The following is a 24,043-nucleotide window of genomic DNA, read 5'->3' as shown; positions in this document are numbered from 1 at the left end:
TTAGATAGGTTATAGATTCAGCGCAACGCGCACAGTTACCGTTTCCCTTTCTGCAACAATCGCCTCCGCCATGGCCGAGGCGGCTGAGGCTACAATGGATCGCCCTTTGGAGAGCAAATGCTCGAACACCTCGAACAGATTCTGAATTGCGAGGACATCGACTCCATCTGGGCGCTGCATTGCGAGCGCATGGCGCAATACGGATTTGACCGACTTCTCTATGCACTCACCCGTTTTCATACCTCCAACGGCTTTGGGAATCTCGACGACACGCTGATCTTGTCGAACCATGATCCGGCCTATCTGACCGCGTTCCTAGACACTGGCGCGTTCAACGACGGCCCGATGGTCAAATGGGCCGCGCAGAATGTCGGCTATTGCTCGTGGCGCTGGATCGCCGAGCAGATGGAGACAGGCAAGTTTAACGCGGCCGAGATGAAGGTGATCGAACTCAACCTGCGCCACGGCGTGCGCGCGGGCGTGTCGATCAGCTTTCCCGATGTCAATGTGCGCACCAAGGGGGGGATTGGCCTCTGCGCGCGCGAGGATCTGCGCCAGCACGAGGTCGATGCGATCTGGAACGAGTATGGGCGCGAGCTCATGGTGATCAACAATGTCACCCATCTGCGGATTTCGTCCCTGCCCTACAAGACCAAGCGTGGCTCGCTGACCCCTCGGCAGCGCGAGGTGCTCGAATGGGTCGCCGACGGCAAAACGGCGGCCGACATCGCGACGATCATGGGCCTGACGGTCGCGACCGTGGAAAAACACCTGCGCCTGACCCGCGATGCGCTGGATGTCGAGACGACAGCGCAGGCAGTTCTGAAGGCCTCAGTGCAAAAACAGATATTCCTTGCGGGGCCGCCGCCGCAACGCAGCAAAAACTACTGAAAGGACAGGAAAACCGGACTGGCGTTTTTCTGCCGATATGGTTTCCTAGAATGGTTCCGTGAGTGGTGGCTTTGGCCAGGAACAAGGGCTGGAACGAGGTCGATGATTGTTCCGATAGCGGACTAGCTCTCCGGTTTTCCGGACTAGGTCCGGGCGTTCGTATTCTCGGACGTCCGGCCTTTCTCTTTTCTGGGGCTGAGAAACGGACCCAGACAAAGCAAAACGCCGCCCGGTCGGGGCGGCGTTCTGTTTGTGCGAGGCGAAAGATCAGGCGCCAGCCATGGTCTTGGCGACTTCGGCGGCGAAGTCCTCTTCTTTCTTCTCGATGCCTTCGCCAACGGCGACGCGGGCATAACCGGTGATCTCGACGCCGGCCTCTTTGGCGGCCTGCTCGACGGTCAGATCCGGGTTGATGACGAAAGCCTGTCCAAGCAGCGTGTTCTCGGCGAGGAATTTCTTCATCCGGCCCGGGATGATGTTGTTGTGGATCACCTGCTCGGGCTTCGGCTTGGCCGAGGTCGCGTTCTCTTCCAGCGCCTTGGCGGTCTGCACCTGCAGTTCGCGCTCGACAACGGTCGGATCGAGGGTCGCTTCCGAGAGCGAGAGCGGGTTGGTCGCCGCGATGTGCATCGCGAACTGCTTGCCGATCTCTTGCGCCTTGGCCGCATCACCCTTCAGCGCGACGAGCACGCCGATCTTGCCCATGCCTTCGGCAGCGGAGTTGTGAACGTAGGACACAACGCTGTCGCCTTCCAGCATGTGCATGCGGCGGAAGGTCATGTTCTCGCCGATGCGGGCGATGGCGTTGGTCAGAACCTGCTCGACGGTCTCGCCGTTCAGATCGGCGGCCTTGACGACCTCAACCGATTCACCGGTTTCCAGCGCGATCTTGGTGATCTCGCGGACCAGGCTCTGGAAGTCGGCGTTCTTGGCGACGAAGTCGGTTTCCGAGTTGATCTCGATGGCGACGCCACGGCCGGCATCAACAGCCACACCGATCAGGCCTTCGGCGGCCACGCGGTCGGCTTTCTTGGCGGCTTTCGCCAGGCCCTTGGTGCGCAGCCAGTCGATGGCGGCTTCCATGTCGCCATTGGTCTCGGTCAGCGCCTTCTTGGCGTCCATCATGCCTGCGCCCGAAGTTTCGCGCAGCTCTTTCACCATCGCAGCGGTAATCGCCATGGGATCTCTCCTCTGAATTGGGTCTGGGCGGGGTTACCCCCGCCCGATGTCATCCGTGTGACGGACTACGCCTCAGGCCTCGGCAGCTTCCTCGACGGGCGCTTCTTCGAGCGCGCCGAGATCGACGCCGGCAGCGCCCATCTGGGCGGTCATGCCGTCGAGAGCCGCACGGCTCACGAGGTCGCAGTAGAGCGCGATGGCGCGCGCGGCGTCATCGTTGCCCGGGATGATGTAGTCAACGCCCTTGGGCGAGCAGTTGGTGTCAACCACGGCCACAACCGGGATGCCCAGCTTCTGGGCTTCGAGGATGGCGAGGTCTTCCTTGTTCACGTCGATGATGAACAGCAGGTCCGGCAGACCGCCCATCTCGCGGATACCGCCGAGCGAGGCTTGCAGTTTGGTCTGCTCGCGCTCCATCTGGAGGCGCTCTTTCTTGGTCAGACCTTCGGCGCCCGAGGCGAGCACTTCGTCGATCTGCTTCAGACGCTGGATCGACTGCGAAACGGTCTTCCAGTTGGTGAGCGTGCCGCCCAACCAACGGTGGTTCATGTAATACTGGGCGCACTTTTCAGCGGCTTCGGCGACGGCCTTCGAGGCCTGACGCTTGGTGCCGACGAACAGAACGCGGCCGCCCTTGGCGACGGTGTCGCGCACGACTTGCAGAGCAGCGTCCAGCATCGGGACGGTCTGGGTCAGGTCGACGATGTGGATACCGTTGCGGTCGCCGTAGATGAACTCCGCCATACGCGGGTTCCAGCGTTGCGTCTGGTGGCCAAAGTGAACGCCAGCTTCGAGCAGCTGACGCATGGAGAATTCAGGAAGCGCCATGTCCAATTCCTTTTCCGGTTTGCGCCTGAGCGGAGGATCAGGGGGATTACCCCAACCGGTGGACCGAACGGGGATTTCTCCCCCGAAGGCCCGCCTCCGCCTGTGAAGTGCGCGCGATATAGCCCCCATTGATCGCCATGGCAACCCCCTGCCCTCTTGCGTCGGCCAACAATGAGATGCACCAAGAGGCATGACAGACAAACCCGACATCCTTTGCATCGGCTCGGTCCTGTGGGACATCATCGGGCGCGCCTCGGTTCATATGCGCGCGGGTTCGGATGTGCCAGGCCATATCCTGCGCCTGCCGGGCGGTGTGGCGATGAATATTGCCATGACGCTGACACGCTTTGGCCTGCGCCCGGCGATCCTGACCGCCATCGGACGCGATAGCCAGGGCGCCGACCTGATTGCCGAGGCCGAGGTGCAGGGCATCGACTGCCGCTATCTCTACCGTTCGGACGATCTGCCGACCGACCGCTACATGGCAATCGAGGGCGCGAACGGCCTGATTGCCGCCATTGCCGATGCGCATTCACTGGAGCAGGCAGGCGACAAGATCCTGCGCCCGCTGGCCGACGGTCGCCTAGGCAGCGCTGCGGCTCCGTGGTCCGGGCCGATTGCGCTTGATGGCAACCTGACCCAGGCGCTGCTGTCCGAGATCGCGCGTTCGCCCCTCTTCGCCCGCGCAGATCTGCGTGTGGCCCCCGCCAGCCCCGGCAAGGCCGAGCGTCTTGCCCCCCTGCTGCGCCACCCGCGAACGACGCTTTATGTGAACCTCGAAGAGGCCGGCATCCTGTGCCAGCGCGAATTCGACAGCGCCGAGGCTGCAGCGCGCGGTCTGCTGGCGCGCGGGGCGACACGTGCGCTGGTAACCGACGGCGGCAAGGCGGCTGCGGACGGCGCACGGATCGGGGATGAGCAAAGTGTTCTGGTTGCAGACCCGCCCGCCGTCATGGTGACCCGGGTCACCGGCGCGGGTGATACTTTCATGGCGGCGCATCTCGTCGCCGAACGCGACGGTGCACCGCGCGCCGAAGCCCTTGCCTGCGCGCTCAAGGCCGCAGCGCGTTACGTTTCCGGAGAAATGGCCATATGACCGCCCCCCTCACCTTCGCCCCTGAAGTCCGCGCCGCCCTTGATGCGGGTAAACCCGTCGTGGCGCTCGAATCCACGATCATCACGCATGGGATGCCCTATCCGCAGAACCTAAAAACCGCCCGCGCGGTCGAGGCCGAGGTGCGCGCTGCCGGCGCCACCCCCGCGACCATCGCGATCATGGGCGGGCATATCCATATTGGCCTGACGGACGAGGAACTGGAGCGCCTTGCGCAGGCCGAGGATGTGATGAAGCTCAGCCGGGCCGACCTGGCGGTATGCCTTGCCGCGAACGGGACCGGGGCGACGACCGTCGCCGCCACGATGATTTGCGCCGCGCTTGCGGGCATCGCTGTTTTCGCGACGGGCGGCATCGGCGGCGTACATCGCGGGGCCGAGGACAGTTTCGACATCTCGGCCGACCTCGCGGAGCTAGGCCTGACCCCGGTGACGGTCGTCGCCGCGGGCGCCAAGGCGATCCTCGATCTGCCCAAGACGCTGGAGGTTCTGGAAACCAATGGCGTACCGGTGATTGCCTTTGGTCAAGACGAGTTTCCGGCCTTCTGGTCGCGCAACTCGGGGCTCAAGGCACCGCTACGCGCCGATACCGCTGCGCAGATTGCCGAAGCGCATCTGATGCGCGCCCAACTGGGCCTCAACGGTGGACAACTGGTTGCCAACCCGATCCCGCCCGAGGCTGAGATCGCGCGCGAAGAGATCGTTCCGGTGATCGAAACCACGCTGGCCGAGGCTGCCGCACATGGGATTGCCGCGAAGGCTGTGACCCCTTTTCTTCTGCAACGTATCTTTGAGCTGACCGATGGACGCTCGCTTGACTCCAATATCGCCCTCGTTCTGAACAATGCGAGGCTTGCAAGCCGCATAGCTGCCGAAATCTGCGCGCGGCGTTAGCGCGCCCATTGCGCCTTGAATTGGGCATCCCTAACTAACGGGAAACACCCATAGGGATCACCACATGACCACGCCGCCCCCCGAGCCCCACCGCCGCAGAAGCGTTTTCGCGGGGCTGCGGGCCTCATTCCTCACCGGGCTTGTGGTCATTGCACCGATCGGCCTGACGGTCTGGATCATGTGGACCGTCGCCGGATGGGTCGATAGCTGGGTGCTGCCGATGGTGCCGCACCCGTGGCGCCCCGAGCAGTATGTCGGCATCAACCTGCGCGGAATCGGCGTTCTGATCTTCCTGCTTTTCACGATCGTCGTGGGCTGGCTCGCCAAGGGTCTGATCGGTCGATCGCTGCTGCGCGCCGGAGAGCGGCTGGTGGATCGTATGCCGGTCGTGCGCTCGGTCTATAACGGGCTCAAGCAGATCGCCGAAACCGTCCTGTCGCAGGGCGAGGCCAAGTTCGACAAGGCCTGTCTGATCGAATACCCCCGGCCGGGGCTCAAGGCGGTCGCCTTTGTATCGTCGCGCGCGAAGGGTGAGATCGCCAGCAATGCCGATCCGGATGATCCGTTGATCTCGGTATTCTTGCCGACGACGCCGAACCCGACCTCGGGCTTCCTGCTGTTTGTACCGCAGTCGCAGATCACCTACCTCAACATGGGTGTCGAGGATGCCGCGAAGCTGATCATCTCGGCCGGTCTGGTCTATCCAAGCCCGAAATCGCCCGACAAACCCGCCACGAAAGAGCGCGCGCCGCAATAAGGCCCGCCCTCAGCGATCACGGCGCCGAGGCCCTCGCCCCGGCGCCGCTTTCATTAGAGCGCCGTCCAGCCGCCATCGACCGAGATCGTCGTCCCGGTGATCTGCGCTGCCGCATCCGAGCACAGGAAGACAGCAGTGCCGCCCAGTTGCTCGACCGTTGCGAACTCGCGCGAGGGCTGGCGTTCAAGCATCACCTTCTTGATGACCTCTTCGCGGCCCATGTTGTGGGTCTTCATCTGATCGGGGATCTGGGCCTCGACCAGCGGGGTCAGCACGTAGCCCGGGCAGATCGCGTTGCAGGTGATCGGCTCTTCCGCCGTTTCAAGCGCGGTGACCTTTGTCAGCCCGACGACGCCGTGCTTGGCCGCGACATAGGCCGACTTGTAGGGCGAGGCCGTCAGCCCGTGCGCCGATGCGATGTTGACGACGCGGCCCCAACCGGCCTCGCGCATCATCGGCAGCGCCGCAGCCGTGGTGTGGAAGGCCGAGCTGAGGTTGACCGCGATGATCGCGTTCCACTTGTCCACCGGGAAGCTGTCAATCGGCGAGACATACTGGATCCCCGCATTATTCACGAGGATGTCGCAGATACCCGCCTGCTCGACCAACGCGCGGCATTCTTCGGCGCTTGACATATCGGCCTTGATATAGCGTGCGACGACGCCGAATTCCTTGCCAAGATCCTCGGCCAGCTTGTGGTCCTCGGGCCGGTCCGTGAAGGAGTTCAGCACAACATTCGCCCCCGCCCTCGCCAGCTCTCGCGCCACGCCGAGCCCGATGCCCGAATTAGAGCCGGTAATGATGGCGGTCTTTCCCTTGAGCGTCATGGTCATCTCTCTCCTTCCAACGGATTTCCGGCGCGAGATTATCCCACTGCGCGGCAATATCCATGCCGCTTGAACAAAAAACTGTGAAGGGAGGAGCGAGGCAGAAAAAAACGCCCGCACAAGGCGGGCGTTAAGTCATGAGGCAGGTTTCATACAGGCAAGAAACCTATCGAGCAGTGCTTTCTATATACGCCTAACCTCTCGCCTATCCAAGGGAAAAGTTTGCCTAACCCCGCGTCGGCGTTTAGCTTGCAGTTCAAATTCGGACGTTAGACAGGGTGTGTCGCAATGATGAGATCGGTGATTATTCGTGCTCTGCGGGCCGCGTTCTTGGCGCTTAGCCCTGTTTTGCTTGGGGCCACCGCCTGGGCAGAGCCGCAGCACGCGATCGCCATGTACGGTGCCCCCGCCCTGCCCGAGGGTTTCGCACACCTGCCCTATGCCAACCCGGACGCCCCGACGGGCGGCAGAATCCGTATGGGCGAATCGGGCAGCTTCGACAGCCTCAACCCCTGGATCCTCAAGGGGCGCGCCGCGCAGGGGATTTCCGCCTATGTCACCGAATCGCTCATGGGCCGCAGCTATGATGAGCCGTTCACCCTCTACGGGCTGCTCGCCGAAAGCGTCGAGACCGATGAGGCGCGCTCGTGGGTCGAGTTCACCCTGCGCGAAAGCGCGCGCTTTTCAGATGGCTCGCCCGTCACTGTCGAAGACGTGATGTGGTCCTATGAGACCCTCGGCACCGAGGGCCACCCGCGCTACCAGAACGCCTGGCGCAAGGTTGCCAAGATGGAGCAGACCGGGCCGCGCAGCCTGCGCCTCACCTTCTCCGAGCCCGACCGCGAGCTTGCGCTGCTGATGGGGATGCGCCCCGTGCTCAAGAAGGCGCAATGGGACGGAAAGACCTTCGCCGAGGAAACGCTGACCACGCCCGTCGGCTCCGGCCCCTACCTGATCGACCGGGTCGAGCAGGGCAAATACATCAGCCTGCGGCGTAACCCCGACTGGTGGGGTAAAGATCTGGGCTTCAACCGCGGCCAGCACAATTTCGATGAGATCCGTTACGACTATTTCGGCGATGGCGGGGTCGTCTTCGAGGCTTTCAAGGGCGGCGAGATCGACACCTGGCGCGAAACCAACGCCGCGAAATGGGCGCGCGATTTCGACTTTCCGGCGGTTCAGGATGGCCGCGTCGTCAAATCCGAGATCCCGCACCAGCGCCCCTCGGGCATTCAGGGTCTGGTGATGAACACCCGCAAGCCGGTCTTCGCCGACTGGCGTGTGCGTGAGGCGATGATGCTCGCCTTCAACTTCGAGTTCATCAACGCCACGCTGAATGACGGCAGCGAACCGCGCATCGCCTCATTCTTCTCGAACTCGGTTCTGGGGATGCAGCCGGGCGCAGCGCAGGGCAAGGTTGCCGAACTGCTTGCGCCCTTCGCGGCCGATCTGCTGCCCGGCGTCATCGATGGCTACGAACTGCCGTCGTCGGACGGGTCTGAGCTGAACCGTGCAAACACACGCAAGGCCATCAAGCTGCTTGAGGAGGCCGGCTGGCAGGTGGACAAGGACGGCGTGCTGAAGAACGCGGACGGCACTCCCTTCACCTTCGAAATCGTCCTGCAACAGGGCGCCGCCGAGACCTCTTCGGTTGTTGATATCTACGTCGAGGGGCTCTCGCGGCTTGGCATCTTCCCGAAGGTGACCAATATCGACGACGCGCAGTACACTGCGCGCACCAACTCCTATGACTTCGACATGGCCTGGTATGTGCGCGCGCTGTCACTCTCGCCGGGCAATGAGCAGATGCTCTACTGGGGCGCGCGCGGCGTGGCGGAGCCGGGCTCGCGCAACTGGATGGGCATGAATGTGCCCGCCGCCGAGGCCATGGTCACCGCCATGGTCAGCGCGCGCGAGACCGAGGATTTCGTCGCTGCAACCCAGGCGCTCGACCGCATCCTGACCGCCGGGCGCTACGTGATCCCCGGCTGGTATTCGCGCGTGTCGCGGCTGGCACATATTCGTGAACTTCACTTCCCCGAGCGGCTTCCGCTATACGGGGATTGGCCGGGCTTTCAGCCCGATGTCTGGTGGTATGAGGAAGCGCAATGAAGAAACTGATCCTTCTGGCAGCCCTGGCGGGGGCACTGGCTGGCTGTAACACTGTCGCGGGTGTGGGCGATGACGTCTCAAGCGGCGCGCGCACGGTTCAGGGCTGGTTCTGACACCTTCCGCCCGCGCGATTTTCCTTTTCTTTCGAGACGTTGAGGCGCAAACTTTACCAAGGGCGTGCGAGCGAAGGAGTCGCGCCCCGGCAAGGAGTTGTCAATGAAATGGCATCACATACAGGAAAACTGGGCAGCCTTTTACGACGCCATTCTGGATCGCTGGCCTGAGGCCGACGAGGCGGAACTGGAAGAGATCGACGGCGATCAGCGCGCCTTCATCGTCTATATCGCCGAATTGTCAGGCCAGGAACCCGGCGACGCGCGCGAGGAAATCCGCGAATGGATGATGGGAGAGCTACCCTCGGACGTGGTGATGGACCCGCGTCACGACAACCATTCCATCGCCCTCTCGGCCAAATACGTCCCCGAGGGCGAAGATGAGTATGACGACGATTCCCGCTTTGGCGACGACGGGCGCGAGTGATCAGCTAAGCGAGGTTACCCAGAGCACGGTCGCATCCTCGGCGCTGACCGAGATCAGGTTGTGTCCCATCGAGGCGTCGTAATAAGCGCTGTCGCCGCGCTTGAGTTCGACGGGCTCGTAGAACTCGGTGTAAAGCCGCACGACGCCGGTCAGGACATAGAGGAACTCCTCCCCGTCGTGGCGCACCCAGCCGTTGAACTCCTCGACCTTGCGGGCACGGATGCGGGCACGGTAGGGCAGCATCTGCTTGGTGCGCAGCGCGCCCGCCAGCAATTCATGCTCATAGGTCGTGGTGATATGCGCGGCACCTTCGCCCGACTTGGTCACCGCCATCCGCCCCATCACCTGCCCCTTTGAGGGCGGCGTGAACAGCTGTGGAACTGAGATCTCCAGCCCCTCGGCCAGCTTCTTTAGCGCCTCATAGGTCGGCGACATCTGCCCGTTCTCGATTTTTGAGAGCGTCGAACGCGCGAGCCCCACGGCATTCGCCGCCTGCTCCAGCGTCCAGCCACGGGCGCGGCGCAGTTCGCGCACACGCGAAGCCAGATCAATCGGCTCGGGCGAGATTTCCTCGCCGCTCTCGCGCGCGATGCGAATGATTTTAGCCTGCTCGATCTCGCCCATCCTGGCCTCTGACTTGCATCGGAACCGGCTTGGACGTAGCAGACCTATATGATCGCTGTCTATGCCTCGCCCCCGATTGCCCCGCCGCCCGCCGCGTTCAATCTTGCGGCGCGTGTGCTGGCCTGCGCGCCAAGCATGGGCGAACGCAGCGCGATGCAGATCCTGCGCCCCACCGGGGCGGAGCGTTGGTCCTACGCTCGCCTTGAGGCCGCCGTGCGCGGCGCGGGCACCGGCCTTCTGGCCGCGGGCCTCACCCCCGGCGACCGCGTCCTGCTGCGGCTTGGCAATACGCCCGAGTTTCCCGTGGCCTTCCTTGGCGCCATTGCCGTGGGCCTTGTACCGGTGCCAACGTCGTCGCAGCTGACGGTGCCTGAGGTGACACGCATCGCGCAGGAGATCCGCCCCGCCGCGATCATCGCGGGCGAAGGGATCGCCCTGCCCGACTGGCCCGCGCTGATTATCCCCGAGGCGGCGTTGCGCGGGTTCGAGGCTCTGCCCCCCTGCGACTATGCGATGGGCGATCCGAACCGGCTGGCTTACCTGATCTACACCTCGGGCAGCTCGGGGCGGGCGCGCGCCGTGATGCATGCCCATCGCGCAATCTGGGCGCGCCAGATGATGCATCAGGGATGGTATGGCATGACCGGCGCTGACCGCCTGCTGCACGCCGGGGCCTTCAACTGGACCTATACGCTCGGCACCGGTTTGATGGACCCCTGGACGCTTGGCGCGACCGCCCTGATCCCCGGCGCGGGGGTGACACCCGACAAGCTACCGCTGCTGCTTCGTCGCTTTGATGCCACCATTTTCGCTGCTGTTCCCGGTGTTTATCGACAGATCCTCAAGCAACATGCGAAGCTGTCTCTGCCGCGCCTGCGCCATTGCCTGACGGCGGGCGAAGCCATGCCCGCCTCGATCCGTGCGCGCTGGAACGAAGCTACCGGGGCCAAGATTTTCGAGGCACTTGGGATGTCCGAATGCTCGACCTTCATCTCGGCCTCACCCACGCGTCCGGCGCCAGAGGGCGCGATGGGCTACCCGCAGGACGGCCGCAGCATCGCTGTGCTGGACCCAACCGGCGTGCCTGTGGCCCGTGGCGCGGCGGGCATACTGGCGGTGCACCGCACCGACCCCGGCCTGTTTCTTGGCTATTGGGAGCAACCCGGGGAAACGGCCGCGCGCTTCACCCCTGACGGTGAATGGTTTCTGACCGGCGACAGCGCTGCAATGGCCGGGGATGGTGCGATCTCCTACCTTGGGCGCGACGATGACATGATGAACGCGGGTGGCTTCCGGGTCTCGCCGCTTGAGGTCGAGGCCGCGATAGCCGCCTGCCCCGATGCCGGAGAGGTCGCCGCCGTCGAGATCCGCGTCAAGGCCGAGGCCTCGGTGATCGCGCTTGCCTGGACCGGAGCGGCGAGTGAAGCATCCCTGACCGCGCATGCCGCGCAGAACCTTGCGCGCTACAAACAGCCCCGCCTGTGGCGCCACGTCGCCACCCTGCCCCGCAACGCCAATGGCAAGATCGACCGCCGCGCCCTGCGCGCAGGCTGGCCTCTGCCGCCGGAGACCGAACAATGATCCGCCTCGATATCTTTGCCGACCCTGTCTGCCCCTGGTGCCTGATCGGAAAGGCACGGCTTGACCGCGCGCTGGAGGCCCGCCCGAACCATCCCTTCGTCATCGCCTGGCATCCGTTCCAGCTAAACCCCGCGATGCCCGCAGGCGGGATGCCGCGTGCCGCCTACCTTGAGGCCAAGTTCGGCCGCGCCGATGCCGCGCGCTACTATGTGCAAGTCCTAGACGCCGCGAAAGAGTCCGGGATCGAGCTGGACGTCACCTCGATCCAGACCATGCCCAATACCCGCGATGCACATCGCCTGATTCATTGGGCCGGGATCGAGGGGCGCCAGACCCCTGTCTTCGCTGCGCTGATGCGCGCCTATTGGCGCGAGGGGAGCGATATCGGCGACGCCGAAGTGCTGGCCGATATCGGTGCGCAGATGGGAATGGACCGCGACATGGTTACTCGCCTGCTGGCCTCGGACGCCGATCTGGATGTCATCGCCGAGCGCGAAACCCATGCGCGCGAGCGCGGTGTGAACGCCGTGCCCACCTTCGTGATCGCCAATCAATATGTCCTGTCTGGCGCGCAACCGACCGAAACCTGGCTGCAGGTCATCGACGAGTTGCTGGCGCAGGACAGCCCCGCGGACTGAGCATTTCTGCACAGCCCCCTGCGCGGGGCGGAGCGCCGCTGCATATGGCTATTGACGCTGACGGCGCTAAGTTAGCCGCCGTAAAGGATCTATTCTGTGACCCATTCATCGCCTCCGCCCGTCGCGTCGCGGCACCTCAGCCTGCCTGAATTCACCGCTATGCTCGCCACGCTGACGGCAACGGTCGCCTTCTCGATCGACGCCATGCTGCCAGCCTTGCCGCAGATCGCCGCAGCCCTCTCGCCCGAGGATGTGAACAGCGCGCAACTGGTGCTGACCGCCTTCGTACTGGGTCTCGGGGTTGGCACCTTCGTCGTTGGACCGATCTCAGACGCATTCGGACGCAAGCCGACGATTAACGTGGGCATCGTAATCTTTATTGTTGGAGCGATGCTCGCGACACAGGCGGGCAGCCTGGAAACCCTTCTGGCCGCGCGGTTCATCCAAGGCCTTGGTGCCTCCGCGCCGCGGATCGTGTCGATGGCACTGGTGCGCGACATCTACGCCGGCCGCGAGATGGCGCGCGTGACATCGATCATCATGATGATCTTCATCCTTGTGCCCGCGATTGCGCCCTCGATCGGCGCAATGATCATTCATCTGAGCAACTGGCGCGGTGTCTTCTGGGCCTTTGTCGTCTTCGGCATCTTCGGCCTTTCCTGGGTCAATCTCCGCCAGCCAGAGACCCTCCCGCGCGCGGCCCGGCGCTCGCTGCGACCGGCTGCGGTGTTCGCCGGTGTCAAAGAAGTGTTCTCTGATCGTGCAGTGCGCCTTTACGCGGCGGTCTTGACGCTCGGCTTTGGGCAGATGTTCGCGCTTCTGTCCTCGTCGCAGCAGCTTTTTGCGGCCTATGGCGCGGGAGACAGCTTCCCCAAGTGGTTTGCGCTGATGGCATTGCTGGCAGGGACGGGGTCGGTGTTGAACGCCCGCTTCGTCGTGCATGTCGGGATGCGCCCGATCGTAAGCGCAGCCTATCTCATGCAGGTGGTGTCTTCCGCGCTGATGCTCGGTCTGCTCGGCCTTGGCCTGCCGCAAGACGGGTTCGGCTTTGCCGTTGTGTTCGCCTGGTCGGTCAGCGTGTTCTTCATGGCGGGCGTGACCTTCGGCAATCTGAATGCGCTGGCGATGCAGAAGATGGGCCATATCGCGGGCACGGTGGCCTCGGCGGTGACCGCTGTGTCAACCGTGGGCGCAGTGCTGATCGCGGCGCCGGTCGGGTTGCTGTTCAACGGAACCGCCACGCCGATTGTTCTGGCCACGCTGATCTGCTCGGCCGCCGCGGCGCTGCTGATGCGGCGGACGGCAGAGTTCGACTGAAGCGCCGCTCAGCCCTGACGGCTACGCAGCGCGTCATCGAGCACCGATTTCAGCACATCGCGCGGTACGTCCGAGGTGACGAAGGCCTGCCCGATCCCGCGCGCCAGGATGAAGCGCATCTTGCCATCGAGGACTTTCTTGTCCTGCGCCATCAGCTCAATCAGCCCCTCGCTGTCCGGCAGGTCACCTGGAATATCGGCCAGATCCACCCTCATGCCCATAGCGGCCAGATGCGCCCGCACCCGGCTTGGCGCCTCTTGGCTGCACAGGCCGAGGCGCTGCGATAGCTCGAACGCCAGCGCACAGCCGATGGCTACGCCCTCGCCATGCAGCAGGCGGCTCGAATAACCGGTGGCGGCTTCCAGCGCGTGGCAGAAGGTATGCCCAAGGTTCAAAAGCGCGCGGTCGCCTTCTTCGGTCTCGTCGCGTGCGACGATCTCGGCCTTCATCTCGACCGAGCGCGTCACCGCGCGCAGCCGCGCGGCCTTGTCGCCCGCCGCAAGCAGCGGGCCGTTCGTCTCCAGCCAGTCGAAGAAGGCTGCATCACCCAAAAGGCCGTATTTCACCACCTCGCCATAGCCGGCCAGGAAGTCGCGCTTAGGCAGACTGTCGAGCAGGTCAATATCGGCCAGCACCAGCGAGGGCTGGTGGAAGGCGCCAATCAGGTTTTTGCCCTGCGGAGCGTTGATCCCGGTCTTGCCGCCGACCGAGCTATCCACCTGCGCCAAGAGCGTGGTCGGGATCTGAACAAAGCGCACGCCGCGCCGCAACACGGCCGCCGCGAAACCGACGAGATCGCCGATCACCCCACCGCCGAAAGCAACAACGATATCCTTGCGCTCGACCTTTTGTTCCAACAGCCATTCGCACGCGCGGGCAAAATGTGGCCAGCTTTTGGTGGACTCGCCCGCCGGCAGCGCAAGGCTGACCATCTCGACATCGCCAAGACCGTCGCGCAGGGCCTCAAGATGCAGAGCGCCAACGGTCTCGTCGGTGATCACCGCCACGCGCGGACGGCGCAGCAACGGGGCGATCTCGGCCCCGGCATTTGCAACCAGCCCCGAGCCGATCCGCACCTCATAGGCGCGCTCGCCCAACTCAACCCGCACCGTTTCGCGCATCTTATTCCTCCTCGAACAGGCCGCCCTGGGCCTGCAAAGCATCTGCAACCTTCTGCGCCATCGCCTCGATCGGCAGGGCAGGCTCGGCCTCGACAGCGACCTGAGCCAGCGCGTAAACCGGCTCGCGCTGCGCCAGCAGGTTGGTCAGCGTCGCTTTCGGATCGGCCGTACGCAAAAGCGGGCGCGTGTTCTTGTGTTTCACCCGGTTCCACAGCAGGTCAAGATCGGCCTTCAGCCACACCGAAACCCCAAGCCGCGCGATCATTTCGCGATTGCGTTCGGACATGAACGCCCCGCCGCCGGTCGAGACCACGGCAGGCGGCCCCGAAAGCAGACGCTCGATCACCTCCGATTCGCGGGCGCGGAAGAAGGGCTCACCGTCGCGCTCGAAAATCTCGGCCACCGGCATTTGCGCGGCCTTCACGATCTCTTCGTCGCTGTCCAGGAATGGCACCCCAAGCAGTCGCGCCAAAGCCGTGCCCACCGCCGTCTTGCCGGACCCCATCATCCCCACGAGGACAACCGTCTTGCGCAGGGCTTGCGGTCTGGAACTCGTCTTGGGCACGTTGGGTCTCCGTCTGGCTTGCGCAAAATCGCGCCAATCGGCGGTCCCTTGCGCAATCGTGATCGTCTGCGCCTTGAATGGCGTGAACTTCCAAGAAATGCCATATATAATCGCATCGGATATGGGCTTTCCGGCCCCCATCGGGCAAAACGAACCGCATCGAACCAAAAGAAGAAACGAAAGGCAGACCATGGGGCGCATCTTCAAGGCCATTCTCACGCTGGTAGTTCTGGGCGCGCTGGCCGTCGTGGGCTTCGCCTATTTCGGCGACATGTCCCCGGAAAGCTCCGAGCAGACCGTCGAGATCTCCCTCCCGGGGGGCACGAGTGGCAACTGAGCGCAAAGCTCTGATTCCCATTCTTTTCGGGGCGTTTCTTGCCTCGTCCGCTTCGGCCGAAACAGAGCCGATGTCGGCCATTGATTGGCTGTCGCGCTCGGTCGTGACCCCTGCGGTGATGGCGCCAGGAACGTCGGCGGCATCGCGTCAACCACTGAGCGAACCGCCCGTGACCGAAGGTGTCGGCACCGAGGATGTCGCGATCAGCTCGCTCGATCGGCCCTCTGCAAACGGTCTGGGATTGCTGCCGCCATCGCAGACCGGGCTTCCGCCTGGCCTTTGGGGGAACACGCCAGAAACCGATCTGGCGGAGGCGCTGCGCAAGGAACGCCTGGACACCCTGCCCGCAATCCAGTCGCTGCTGATCGAGCTATTGCTGGCCGAGTTGCAGCCCCCCCGCCTACGCGCGCCTGATGGACGCAACGTGCTGTTTCTGGCGCGTATCGACCGGCTGCTGGATCTGGGCGCGCTGGAACCCGCGCTGGCGATGCTCGAACAGTCCGACCCAACCGACCCCGAGATTTTCCGCCGCCATTTCGACGTCGCGCTCTTGCTGGGCGAGGAAGACGCAGCTTGCGAGATCATGGAGCGCACGCCCTCGGTCGCCCCCTCCTATTCGGCGCGCATTTTCTGCCTTGCGCGTCAGGGCAACTGGGATACCGCGGTGCTGACCCTCGGCACCGGTCGCGCGCTTGGCAAGATCGACGATGAGGTCGCAGCACTGCTGGAGCGTTTTCTGGAACCCGAACTGGCGGATGACACAGAGGATCTGCCGCCGCCAAGCCGCCCCTCGCCGCTGGTCTTCCGGATGATGGAGGCCATCGGTCAGCCGATGCCGACCGGCCCGCTACCGGTCGCCTTCGCGCAATCGGACCTGCGCGCGAACACCGGCTGGAAAGCCCGCATTGAGGCCGCCGAGCGGCTGACGCGGATGGGCGCGCTCGACCCCAACCAGCTTCTGGGCCTTTACACCGAGCGGCGCGCGGCCGCTTCGGGCGGGGTCTGGGATCGCGTGCGGATCATCGGCGATCTCGACACCGCGCTTGAACGCGAAGACACCGACGCGCTGTCCGAAGTGCTGCCCGCCGCCTACGAGGCGATGCAGGCGCTAGAGCTGGAGCCCGCGCTGGCGGCGCTTTACGGGACGCGCGTTGCGCAGGCGGGCCTTGAAGGCGATGCAGGCGCGCTGGCTTTCCGGCTCGGCCTCCTGACCGACCATTATCAGGATATCGCTGCGGCGCGCAGCCCGGCCAATCTCGACGAGCGGCTGCTGATCGGCATTGCGCGCGGCGGCACAACGGGCATTCCCGTGCAGGACCAGCTTGGCCTTGCGTTGAAGCAGGTCTTCGACATCACGCCTGGCCAGGTACCTGCGCCCTATGCCCATCTGGTGCCGGGCAAGCTGGGCGAAGCCCTGCTTAACGCCATTGATGACATCACCGAGGGCGCCAAGGGCGACTACCGCCGCCTTGTCGCGGGGCTGTCACTGATGCGCTACGTGGGGCTCGACGATGTGGCCCGCCGCACGGGCCTGCAACTGATCATCCTGGAGCGCCGCGGATGAGCGCGCCGCCAGATCCGCGCTGGATCCCCGCGTTCCTCGAAGCGCAAGCAGCCGAGGCCGGTGCCGCGCGCAACACGCTTTTGGGATATGGTCGTGATCTCAGCTACTTCGCTGACTATGCTCATGCTAAATCGTTAAGCTTCGAGACGCTTTCACAGTCCGATATCGAGCAGTACCTGATCCGCTGCGAGGCAGAGGGCCTTGCGCAATCGACCCGCGCGAGGCGCCTGTCAGCGATCCGACAGCTGTTTCGCTTCGCATATGAGGAAGGCTGGCGCGCCGACAACCCCTCCATCCGCCTGCGCGGACCGGGCAAGGCCAAGCGCCTGCCCAAGACGCTGACCGTGGCCGAGGTTGACGCCCTTCTGGAAGCCGCGCGCGATCAGGGCCGCAGCCTGCCCGAGCAGATCCGCAACCGCTGCCTGATGGAGATGCTCTACGCCACCGGAATGCGCGTGACCGAGCTGGTCTCGCTGCCCGTCTCAGCCGCGCGAGGCGATCCGGCAGTGCTGCTGATCCGCGGCAAGGGCGGCAAGGAACGCATGGTGCCCCTGTCCACACCTGCCCGAGAGGCGCTTGGCGACTGGCTCAAGTTACGCGATGCAGCCGAGGAAGAGGCCCGCATCAGCCGGCGTACGCCACCCTCGCGCTTCCTGTTCCCCTCGACCAGCAAAGAGGGGCACATGACGCGGCAAGGGTTCCACGGGCTGCTCAAAGATATCGCCGTCTCGGCCGGTATCTCGCCCGCGCGGGTCACGCCCCACGTGTTGCGCCACGCCTTCGCCACGCATCTGCTGCAAGGCGGTGCGGACCTGCGCGCGATCCAGACCTTGCTGGGTCATGCCGATCTTTCGACGACCGAAATCTATACCCATGTGCTCGACGAACATCTCAAGGAACTGGTGCTGCGCCACCATCCCTTGTCGCGCCCGACGGATGGCACTTGATCCTGACCCTTCCTCATCCTTAATTGGCAGTCATGCAGACCCCTATTCTCGACACCGCCTTCTGGCTGACCGCCGCCGCCATTATTGGCCTGTTGCTGATGTCCGGCTTCTTCTCGGGATCCGAGACGGCGCTGACCGCGGCGAGCCGCGCCAAGCTGCGCAACCGCGCCGACAAGGGCGAAAAGGGCGCCGAGGCCGCACTGAACGTAACCGAGGATAGCGAACGTCTGATCGGCGCGATCCTCTTGGGCAACAACGTAGTGAACATCCTCTCGGCCTCGCTCGCGACGGCGCTGTTCACCCGACTCTTCGGCGATTCCGGCGTTGCGCTGGCCACGCTGGTGATGACTACGCTTGTGCTGATCTTCTCTGAGGTTCTGCCCAAGACCTACGCGATCTCGAACCCCGAGACGGTGGCCTCGCGGGTCGCTCGCCCGATCCGCTTCCTGATCGTCTTGCTTGCCCCGATCGTGACGATCGTGCGCACCATCGTGCGCGGCATCCTGTTCCTGTTCGGCTACCGCACCGATGCCGATCAACACATGTTCTCGATCCATGAAGAGATCGCCGGGGCGCTGGCGATCGGGACCTCAGAGGGCACGGTGGACAAGGAAGACCGCGACCGCTTGCTAGGGGCGCTCGATCTGGGCAACCGCACGGTGGAAGAGATCATGCGCCACCGCAGCCAGATCGAGATGATCGACGCCGAAGCCGACCCGAGCGAACTTCTGGCTCAGGTTCTGGCCTCGCCCCACACCCGTCTGCCGCTTTACAAGGGCGAGCGCGAGAATGTCGTGGGTGTTATCCACGCCAAGGATTTGTTGCGCGCGGTCGAACGGTTCCTGCGCACGGGCGACGGTAAGCTTGACAGCGTGTCGGACCTTGACGTGATGAAGGTCGCGATGAAGCCCTATTTCGTCCCGGAGACCACGCCGCTAGATGAGCAGATGCGCGAATTCCTCAAGCGGCGCACGCACTTCGCGCTTGTCGTTGATGAATACGGCGATCTGAAAGGGCTGCTTACGCTTGAGGATATTCTTGAGGAGATCGTCGGCGAGATCACTGACGAATTTGACCCCAAGGCCGAGCGTCAGCTCAAGCCCACCGAGTCGGGCGACTACATCGTGGACGGCGCTATGACGATCCGCGACCTGAATCGCGAAACCGACTGGAGCCTGCCCGACGACGAAGCCAACACCGTCGCCGGCCTAGTCATCCACGAGGCCCAGACCATCCCCGACGCGGGACAGGTCTTTTCATTCCACGGGTTCCGCTTCGAGGTCATCGAGCGCAAGGACAACCGCATCACCAAGATAAAGATCCGCCCGCTTCTGGCGCTGTTGGGATGAACCGGCCGCTGTGGACAGCGCGGCGCGAAACAAGCTAAGCAGGGCCGCGCATTCTTCCGGGCGATTGCCTGACGCGCCAGGACCTACTCGCCCCGGATCGCATCGGCCCGTGCGATCCCCCAAAGCGGCCAAGCGGGCATGAGGTGTAAAGAGTGGCGACGTCCAGCCGTACAGAGTACCAGATCGCGATGCTGTGGATGGAGGGACCGCTGAGCTTCCTTGAACAGCTTTGCATCGCATCCTTCCGCGATGCGGGCCATCACGTTCGCCTTTACACCTACGGCACGGTCACTGGCATCCCCGAGGGTATCGAGGTCGCCTCAGCCGACGAGATCCTGCCGCGTACGAAGTTCATTGATCACGAGCGGACGGGCAGCCCCGCGCCGATGGCGGACAAGTTTCGCTACAACATGCTTGCGCAATGTGATCGGACGATTTGGGCGGATACGGACGCATACTGCATTCGAACGTTCGAAACCAACAATGGTCATTTCCATGGCTGGGAATCCGAAACCCATATCAACAACGGAGTCCTGGGACTTCCTCAGGATAGTGAAGCGCTGGCGGCACTGGTTGATTTCACCTCCGACCCATTCTCTATTCCGGTCTGGTATGGAGAAAAATACGCCGCGGAGCTTGAGGCGGCGCGAGACAAAGGCACGCCCCTTCACCCTGGTCAAATGCCCTGGGGCGTCTGGGGGCCGCATGCCCTGACGCATTTCCTGCACAAGACCGGCGAGGTGCAGCATTCCTTCGCCCAACACATGCTCTATCCGTTCACCTTCAAACAGCGGCGCATGATGCTGAAACCCGGCCTCGACACTTCGCCCTATATCCGGCCCAACAGCTACTCGGTGCATTTCTACGGGCGCCGGATGCGCAAGCGTCTGGTCGAGAAAGAGAACGGCCTGCCCCATCCCGACAGCCTGATCGGGCGGCTGTTGGCCAAGCATGGCATTGACCCGCGTGAGGCGCCCCTGCCCGCCCCGGCACAGCCTCAAGCCGACACCCCGAAGACCCATTTGCCGATGGTAAAGACAATCAGCACGGACGGTGTGAACCTGAGTGATCTTGCGGAGAAATACGGCTCGGACAAGGGGCCGGCGAAGCATCGCTATACCGAGCTTTACAACATGCTGTTCCATCCCTACCGGGATCAGCCGATCCGTTTTCTTGAAATGGGTCTGTTCATCGGTGGCCCGGAACATGGCATCAGCGCCGATCGGGAAACGACCGATCTGCCCTCGGTTCGGATGTGGCTTGAGTTCTTCTCGCAGGCGCAAATCCATGGCCTCGATGTTTCCGATTTTTCCTGGTTTGAGCATCCACGTTTCAGCTTCACCCGCTGCGACATGGACCGGCGCGAAAACATCCGCGATGCATTCAAGGATGCACCCCCCTTCGACATCATCATCGACGATGCCTCGCACGCGTCGCACCATCAGCAATTCGCGCTGCTTGAACTGTTCCCCAAGCTGAAGCCGGGCGGGCTTTACATCATCGAAGACCTGCGCTGGCAACCGCAGACCTATGAGCGCGCGGGGATCACCAAGACAGCGGATCTGTTCCAGTCCTACCTGCACCACGGGAGTTTCCGTCACTCTGACCCTGCACTGGCCGCCGAATTCGACGCCCTCCGCCCCGAGATTTCAGGCGCATTCCTGCATCAGGTGCGTTACCTGAAGGAAAAGAGGGATCAGGTTCTGGTCATTCACAAGCGTTAGGGGCCCACGATGGCACTGCACACCATCGGCATGCTTTGGATCGGGGGGCCGCTGAGCTACCTTGAACTGCTTTGCATTCAGTCGTTTCTGGATGTCGGCCATCCAGTCAGGTTCTATACTTATGGAGACGTTCCCAACGTTCCCGAAGGCGTCGAGATTGCCGATGCAGCGGCTATTCTTCCCGGCCCGCCGTTCCTGCGCCATACGCGCAGTGGGTCGCTCTCGCTTCATGCGGATTTGTTCAGGTTGCGCATGTTGGCGCAGGACGACGGGATCATCTGGGCCGATACGGATGCCTATTGCTTAGCGCCTTGGCGCCCCCGCGCGGGTCACTATTACGCCTTTCAGGACGAGCAGAGCGTTGCGAGCGGTGTTCTCGCTCTTCCGCACTCCAGCCTCACACTCTCCGAATTACTTGCCAGCACCCAAGACCCCACCGCCATCCCCGAGTGGTTCCCGAAACGACAGCGCATTGCGTTGGAAGCTGCCCGTGCCTCCGGCAGCCCTGTGCATGTCTCTGACATGCCTTGGGGTGTCTGGGGGCCGACGGCGGTAACGCATTTCCTGCGCAAGACCGGTGAGATCGACAATGCGCTCCCACCAGAGGTGCTTTATCCGGTCTCGTTTCAGGATCGCGGCAAGATGCTGCGGCCCGACCTTATCTCGCTCGAAGACTTTGGTGCACGCACGACTTCGGTTCACTTTTATGGCAGTCGGATGCGGCGCATGTTGCAACGTCGCCACGCAGGCGTACCACCCAACGGTTGCCTGATCGACCAGCTTTTGAAGAGACATAGCATAACCCCATCACAAGCGCCGCTTCCTGCGGAACGCAAGGCCGAGACCGTCCTGCACTCGGCGACCACGGCAACCAAGTCCCGCAAGCGCGAAACCTTCCTTGCCGTGACTTGCATGAAGGACGAAGGCGCCTTCATCCCCGAATGGATCGCCTTTCATCAGGCCGCAGGGTTCGATCACTTTCTGATCTTCACGAACGACTGTTCCGACGGCACCGATCTGATGGTTCGACGTCTGGAGGAGTTGGGCATCGCCACCCATCGCGACAACACGCGCGGCCCAAACCAGCGCGCAAGCTATCAGATCCGTGCCTTTCGCAAGACATTGAACGAGCCAGTCTACCGATCTCACGATTGGGCCATGATCTTAGATGCTGACGAGTACCTGAACGTTCACTGCGGCGCCCGAACCGTACAGGATCTTGTCGCGGCTTCCCCCGAAGCGGACACGTTCTCGCTCACCTGGCGCGTCTTCGGCAACGGGGGCATCAAGCACTACGCGCGCGAATTCCTGACCGAACAGTTCCATCGCGCAGCACCGCTCGATTGTCCGCGTCCGGCGCAGGCCTGGGGACTGAAAAGCCTTTTTCGAACCAAAGCTTACGAACGGTTGGGCACCCATCGCCCGCTCGTTCCGAATGGTGGCGATTGGGATAGTGTCAACTGGGTGAACGGCTCGGGCAAGCCGATGCCCGAACGATACCGTGAGTTGACCAGGGGAAACTGGCGTAGCGGCCCCGATAGTGTTGGCTATGAACTCGCACAAGTGAACCACTACGCACTGCGCTCGCGCCAGTCCTTCCTGCTCAAATCGCTCAAGGGCACCGTACATGGTGGCATCGACCGCAACGCTGACTACTGGCGAAGGATGAACAGAAACGAGCAGGAGGATCGGAGCATTTCCGCCCTGCTTCCGAAGATGCGCGAGTACTACGCAAATCTCATGGCCGATCCGGTCTTCTCGAAGCTTTTTGATAGCGCCTGCGAGTGGCACGAGCAGCGCATCCGCGACGCGCTCGCCATCGGGCCGATCGCCGAACTATATGAGGCGCTTGGCACATGACCGCACGCGACATCCCTTCAAACCCGGACCTGTCTGGCCATAGCCGCGAGGCTTGGCGGCGCGAGTTGATCCGTATCGGTGATGAGGGCGGGTTCTTCCGCGAGTTGGGCGAGCAGCACACAGCGCTGCATGTTCGGGCGGGGGATACGCTGGTTGTCACCTTCGAAAACCTCGATCACGTCTTTGAACTCAATGGAAACCGCCTGCCCTGGGGATTCGATTTCATTCGTTCGCACGGCTGGTCGATCCTGGGACTAATGGCGCATGACTGGACCTGGTACCGAGACCCGGCCGTCTATGACTTTTTCGACACCCTGCGCCACGAAGGGTTCTTTGAGCAGTTCTCGCAAGTTGTCTTTTATGGCGCTTCGATGGGCGGGTATGCGGCGGCGGCATTCTCCGCAGCCGCGCCAGGCGCAACCGTTATCACCATCAGCCCCCAAGCGAGCCTCGACAAGGCGCTTGTGCCGTGGGAGACGCGGTACTCAAAAGCGTGGGATCGCGATTTCTCCGATCGCTATGGCTACGCGCCCGACAGCCTGCGCGCGGCCGACAGCGTCTATCTTCTGTTCGATCCGCTGGCGGAGTTGGATGCCAATCATGCGGCACTGTTCCAAGGCGACAATATTACCAGGTTACACTGCCGAATGATGGGGCATCGGATCGCCTCTGCAATGCAGGGGATGGGCATACTGAAACCTGTTATCGAAAGCGCAATCGACAGCGGCCTGACCGAACTCGACTTCTATCAGGCTTTGCGCAGGAGGCGGGATTTCACTCGTTATCTCAAGGAGTTGTTGGTTCGCCTTGAGCAACGCGGCAATCCTTGGCTCATGTCGCTGTTCTGCCAGCACTACCTCGCAACGCGGCGCGGCCCGATGTTCCGCAAGCACCTGAACGCTGCGAATGAAGAATTGTCCAGACAGGGGCGCGAGATTCCGGGGCGTACTTCCCGCTCATAGTGCTTGATCTGACAACGGGCACCAAATACCCCTTTCATGATGACAGACCTGAATACATTGAACCGGCACTACGCGAAGCTACTCCGAGTGGTAGATATCGGTCGGCATTTCAGAACGCCTCTGCCGCAGGCGCTTTCAGGTGATTACGAGATTGCGCCCGATGTGCTGTGACCCCCGACATTCATCCAGCTGATGCCGGAGTCCGCGGTTGAGTTTGGCGCGGTTGCGCCGCGGGAGCAATGGGCGAGCGGTGGAACGTTTCCGTTTCGTGTAGCCGATCGCCCATTGCGGTGAGTTGGGTCGCGAAAGCGGC

General features: G+C 63.1%; 23 protein-coding genes. 17 read left to right on the top strand and 6 right to left on the bottom strand.

What is annotated here, in order from left to right; all coding sequences use genetic code 11:
• Positions 1 to 117: 117 nt before the first annotated feature.
• A complete protein-coding gene (locus KTQ37_RS03190; protein WP_218629036.1) occupies positions 118 to 891 on the top strand; it encodes a LuxR family transcriptional regulator in 774 nt (257 codons plus the stop codon).
• 267 nt (positions 892 to 1,158) lie between these two features.
• Here the strand turns inward: KTQ37_RS03190 and tsf are convergent, their stop codons facing one another.
• Both tsf and rpsB read right to left on the bottom strand, forming a co-directional pair.
• Positions 1,159 to 2,070 carry a translation elongation factor Ts gene (gene tsf, locus KTQ37_RS03185; RefSeq protein ID WP_218629035.1) on the bottom strand — a complete coding sequence of 304 codons (912 nt, stop codon included), beginning with the start codon at positions 2,068 to 2,070 and terminating at the stop codon, positions 1,159 to 1,161.
• 72 nt (positions 2,071 to 2,142) lie between these two features.
• Positions 2,143 to 2,898, bottom strand: a complete 756-nt coding sequence (rpsB, locus tag KTQ37_RS03180) for a 30S ribosomal protein S2 (protein ID WP_218629034.1) — start codon at positions 2,896 to 2,898, stop codon at positions 2,143 to 2,145.
• Between the two features lie 190 nt (positions 2,899 to 3,088).
• Between rpsB and KTQ37_RS03175 the strand changes: the two genes are divergently transcribed.
• The 3 genes from KTQ37_RS03175 to KTQ37_RS03165 all read left to right on the top strand — a co-directional run bounded on the left by KTQ37_RS03175 (position 3,089) and on the right by KTQ37_RS03165 (position 5,662).
• Positions 3,089 to 3,994, top strand: a complete 906-nt coding sequence (locus KTQ37_RS03175) for a PfkB family carbohydrate kinase (protein ID WP_218629033.1) — start codon at positions 3,089 to 3,091, stop codon at positions 3,992 to 3,994.
• Entirely contained in the window at positions 3,991 to 4,905 is a 915-nt protein-coding gene (locus KTQ37_RS03170) for a pseudouridine-5'-phosphate glycosidase (RefSeq protein WP_218629032.1), read from the top strand. The genes KTQ37_RS03175 and KTQ37_RS03170 overlap by 4 nt, the downstream gene beginning before the upstream one ends.
• A gap of 64 nt (positions 4,906 to 4,969) precedes the next feature.
• Positions 4,970 to 5,662 carry a DUF502 domain-containing protein gene (locus KTQ37_RS03165; protein ID WP_218629031.1) on the top strand — a complete coding sequence of 231 codons (693 nt, stop codon included), beginning with the start codon at positions 4,970 to 4,972 and terminating at the stop codon, positions 5,660 to 5,662.
• 53 nt (positions 5,663 to 5,715) lie between these two features.
• Here KTQ37_RS03165 and KTQ37_RS03160 read toward each other — a convergent pair whose 3' ends face one another.
• Positions 5,716 to 6,489: a 3-hydroxybutyrate dehydrogenase gene (locus tag KTQ37_RS03160; protein WP_218629030.1), complete on the bottom strand. Its 774-nt coding sequence runs from the start codon at positions 6,487 to 6,489 to the stop codon at positions 5,716 to 5,718.
• A 291-nt stretch (positions 6,490 to 6,780) separates the two neighbouring features.
• Here KTQ37_RS03160 and KTQ37_RS03155 point away from each other — a divergent pair, with 291 nt between their 5' ends.
• The 3 genes from KTQ37_RS03155 (at position 6,781) to KTQ37_RS03145 (ending at position 9,141) form a co-directional block, all read left to right on the top strand.
• A complete protein-coding gene (locus KTQ37_RS03155) occupies positions 6,781 to 8,601 on the top strand; it encodes an extracellular solute-binding protein (RefSeq protein ID WP_218629417.1) in 1,821 nt (606 codons plus the stop codon).
• Positions 8,598 to 8,714 carry an entericidin EcnA/B family protein gene (locus KTQ37_RS03150; RefSeq protein WP_218629029.1) on the top strand — a complete coding sequence of 39 codons (117 nt, stop codon included), beginning with the start codon at positions 8,598 to 8,600 and terminating at the stop codon, positions 8,712 to 8,714. Before KTQ37_RS03155 ends, KTQ37_RS03150 begins: the two co-directional genes overlap by 4 nt.
• Positions 8,715 to 8,817: 103 nt before the next feature.
• Positions 8,818 to 9,141 carry a hypothetical protein gene (locus KTQ37_RS03145; RefSeq protein WP_218629028.1) on the top strand — a complete coding sequence of 108 codons (324 nt, stop codon included), beginning with the start codon at positions 8,818 to 8,820 and terminating at the stop codon, positions 9,139 to 9,141.
• Here KTQ37_RS03145 and KTQ37_RS03140 read toward each other — a convergent pair whose 3' ends face one another.
• Positions 9,142 to 9,765 (bottom strand): helix-turn-helix domain-containing protein, encoded by a 624-nt coding sequence (locus tag KTQ37_RS03140; RefSeq protein ID WP_218629027.1) that lies wholly within the window; start codon positions 9,763 to 9,765, stop codon positions 9,142 to 9,144.
• Positions 9,766 to 9,813: 48 nt separating this feature from the next.
• Here KTQ37_RS03140 and KTQ37_RS03135 point away from each other — a divergent pair, with 48 nt between their 5' ends.
• The 3 genes from KTQ37_RS03135 to KTQ37_RS03125 all read left to right on the top strand — a co-directional run bounded on the left by KTQ37_RS03135 (position 9,814) and on the right by KTQ37_RS03125 (position 13,301).
• A complete protein-coding gene (locus KTQ37_RS03135) occupies positions 9,814 to 11,346 on the top strand; it encodes a class I adenylate-forming enzyme family protein (protein WP_218629026.1) in 1,533 nt (510 codons plus the stop codon).
• Positions 11,343 to 11,984, top strand: coding sequence for a DsbA family oxidoreductase (locus KTQ37_RS03130; RefSeq protein WP_218629025.1), 642 nt, complete (start codon positions 11,343 to 11,345; stop codon positions 11,982 to 11,984). The genes KTQ37_RS03135 and KTQ37_RS03130 overlap by 4 nt, the downstream gene beginning before the upstream one ends.
• 159 nt (positions 11,985 to 12,143) lie before the next feature.
• Entirely contained in the window at positions 12,144 to 13,301 is a 1,158-nt protein-coding gene (locus KTQ37_RS03125) for a multidrug effflux MFS transporter (protein WP_218629024.1), read from the top strand.
• 8 nt (positions 13,302 to 13,309) lie between these two features.
• Here KTQ37_RS03125 and aroB read toward each other — a convergent pair whose 3' ends face one another.
• Positions 13,310 to 14,422 (bottom strand): 3-dehydroquinate synthase, encoded by a 1,113-nt coding sequence (gene aroB / locus KTQ37_RS03120; RefSeq protein WP_218629023.1) that lies wholly within the window; start codon positions 14,420 to 14,422, stop codon positions 13,310 to 13,312.
• A 1-nt stretch (position 14,423) separates the two neighbouring features.
• Entirely contained in the window at positions 14,424 to 14,987 is a 564-nt protein-coding gene (locus tag KTQ37_RS03115; RefSeq protein WP_328799684.1) for a shikimate kinase, read from the bottom strand.
• Positions 14,988 to 15,177: 190 nt separating this feature from the next.
• On the opposite strand from KTQ37_RS03115, the gene KTQ37_RS03110 reads away from it, so the two are divergent.
• The 7 genes from KTQ37_RS03110 (at position 15,178) to KTQ37_RS03080 (ending at position 23,730) form a co-directional block, all read left to right on the top strand.
• A complete protein-coding gene (locus KTQ37_RS03110) occupies positions 15,178 to 15,324 on the top strand; it encodes a hypothetical protein (RefSeq protein ID WP_218629021.1) in 147 nt (48 codons plus the stop codon).
• A 70-nt stretch (positions 15,325 to 15,394) separates the two neighbouring features.
• Positions 15,395 to 16,888 carry a hypothetical protein gene (locus KTQ37_RS03105; RefSeq protein WP_218629020.1) on the top strand — a complete coding sequence of 498 codons (1,494 nt, stop codon included), beginning with the start codon at positions 15,395 to 15,397 and terminating at the stop codon, positions 16,886 to 16,888.
• Positions 16,885 to 17,835 carry a site-specific tyrosine recombinase XerD gene (locus KTQ37_RS03100; RefSeq protein ID WP_218629019.1) on the top strand — a complete coding sequence of 317 codons (951 nt, stop codon included), beginning with the start codon at positions 16,885 to 16,887 and terminating at the stop codon, positions 17,833 to 17,835. Before KTQ37_RS03105 ends, KTQ37_RS03100 begins: the two co-directional genes overlap by 4 nt.
• Positions 17,836 to 17,867: 32 nt before the next feature.
• A complete protein-coding gene (locus tag KTQ37_RS03095; RefSeq protein ID WP_218629018.1) occupies positions 17,868 to 19,184 on the top strand; it encodes an HlyC/CorC family transporter in 1,317 nt (438 codons plus the stop codon).
• A gap of 152 nt (positions 19,185 to 19,336) precedes the next feature.
• Positions 19,337 to 20,908 carry a class I SAM-dependent methyltransferase gene (locus tag KTQ37_RS16705; protein WP_236021052.1) on the top strand — a complete coding sequence of 524 codons (1,572 nt, stop codon included), beginning with the start codon at positions 19,337 to 19,339 and terminating at the stop codon, positions 20,906 to 20,908.
• Between the two features lie 9 nt (positions 20,909 to 20,917).
• Positions 20,918 to 22,768 (top strand): glycosyltransferase family 2 protein, encoded by a 1,851-nt coding sequence (locus KTQ37_RS03085; protein ID WP_218629017.1) that lies wholly within the window; start codon positions 20,918 to 20,920, stop codon positions 22,766 to 22,768.
• Complete coding sequence (locus KTQ37_RS03080) at positions 22,765 to 23,730, top strand: phosphoadenosine phosphosulfate reductase (protein ID WP_218629016.1); 966 nt, start codon at positions 22,765 to 22,767, stop codon at positions 23,728 to 23,730. Before KTQ37_RS03085 ends, KTQ37_RS03080 begins: the two co-directional genes overlap by 4 nt.
• The last annotated feature ends 313 nt before the right edge of the window (positions 23,731 to 24,043 follow it).

This window comes from Sedimentimonas flavescens, assembly GCF_019264375.1.
GTDB classification, from domain to species: Bacteria; Pseudomonadota; Alphaproteobacteria; order Rhodobacterales; family Rhodobacteraceae; genus Rhodobacter; species Rhodobacter flavescens.
The sequence above is the reverse complement of the archived record's forward strand: the minus strand, read 5'-3'. Positions and strand labels throughout refer to the sequence as shown.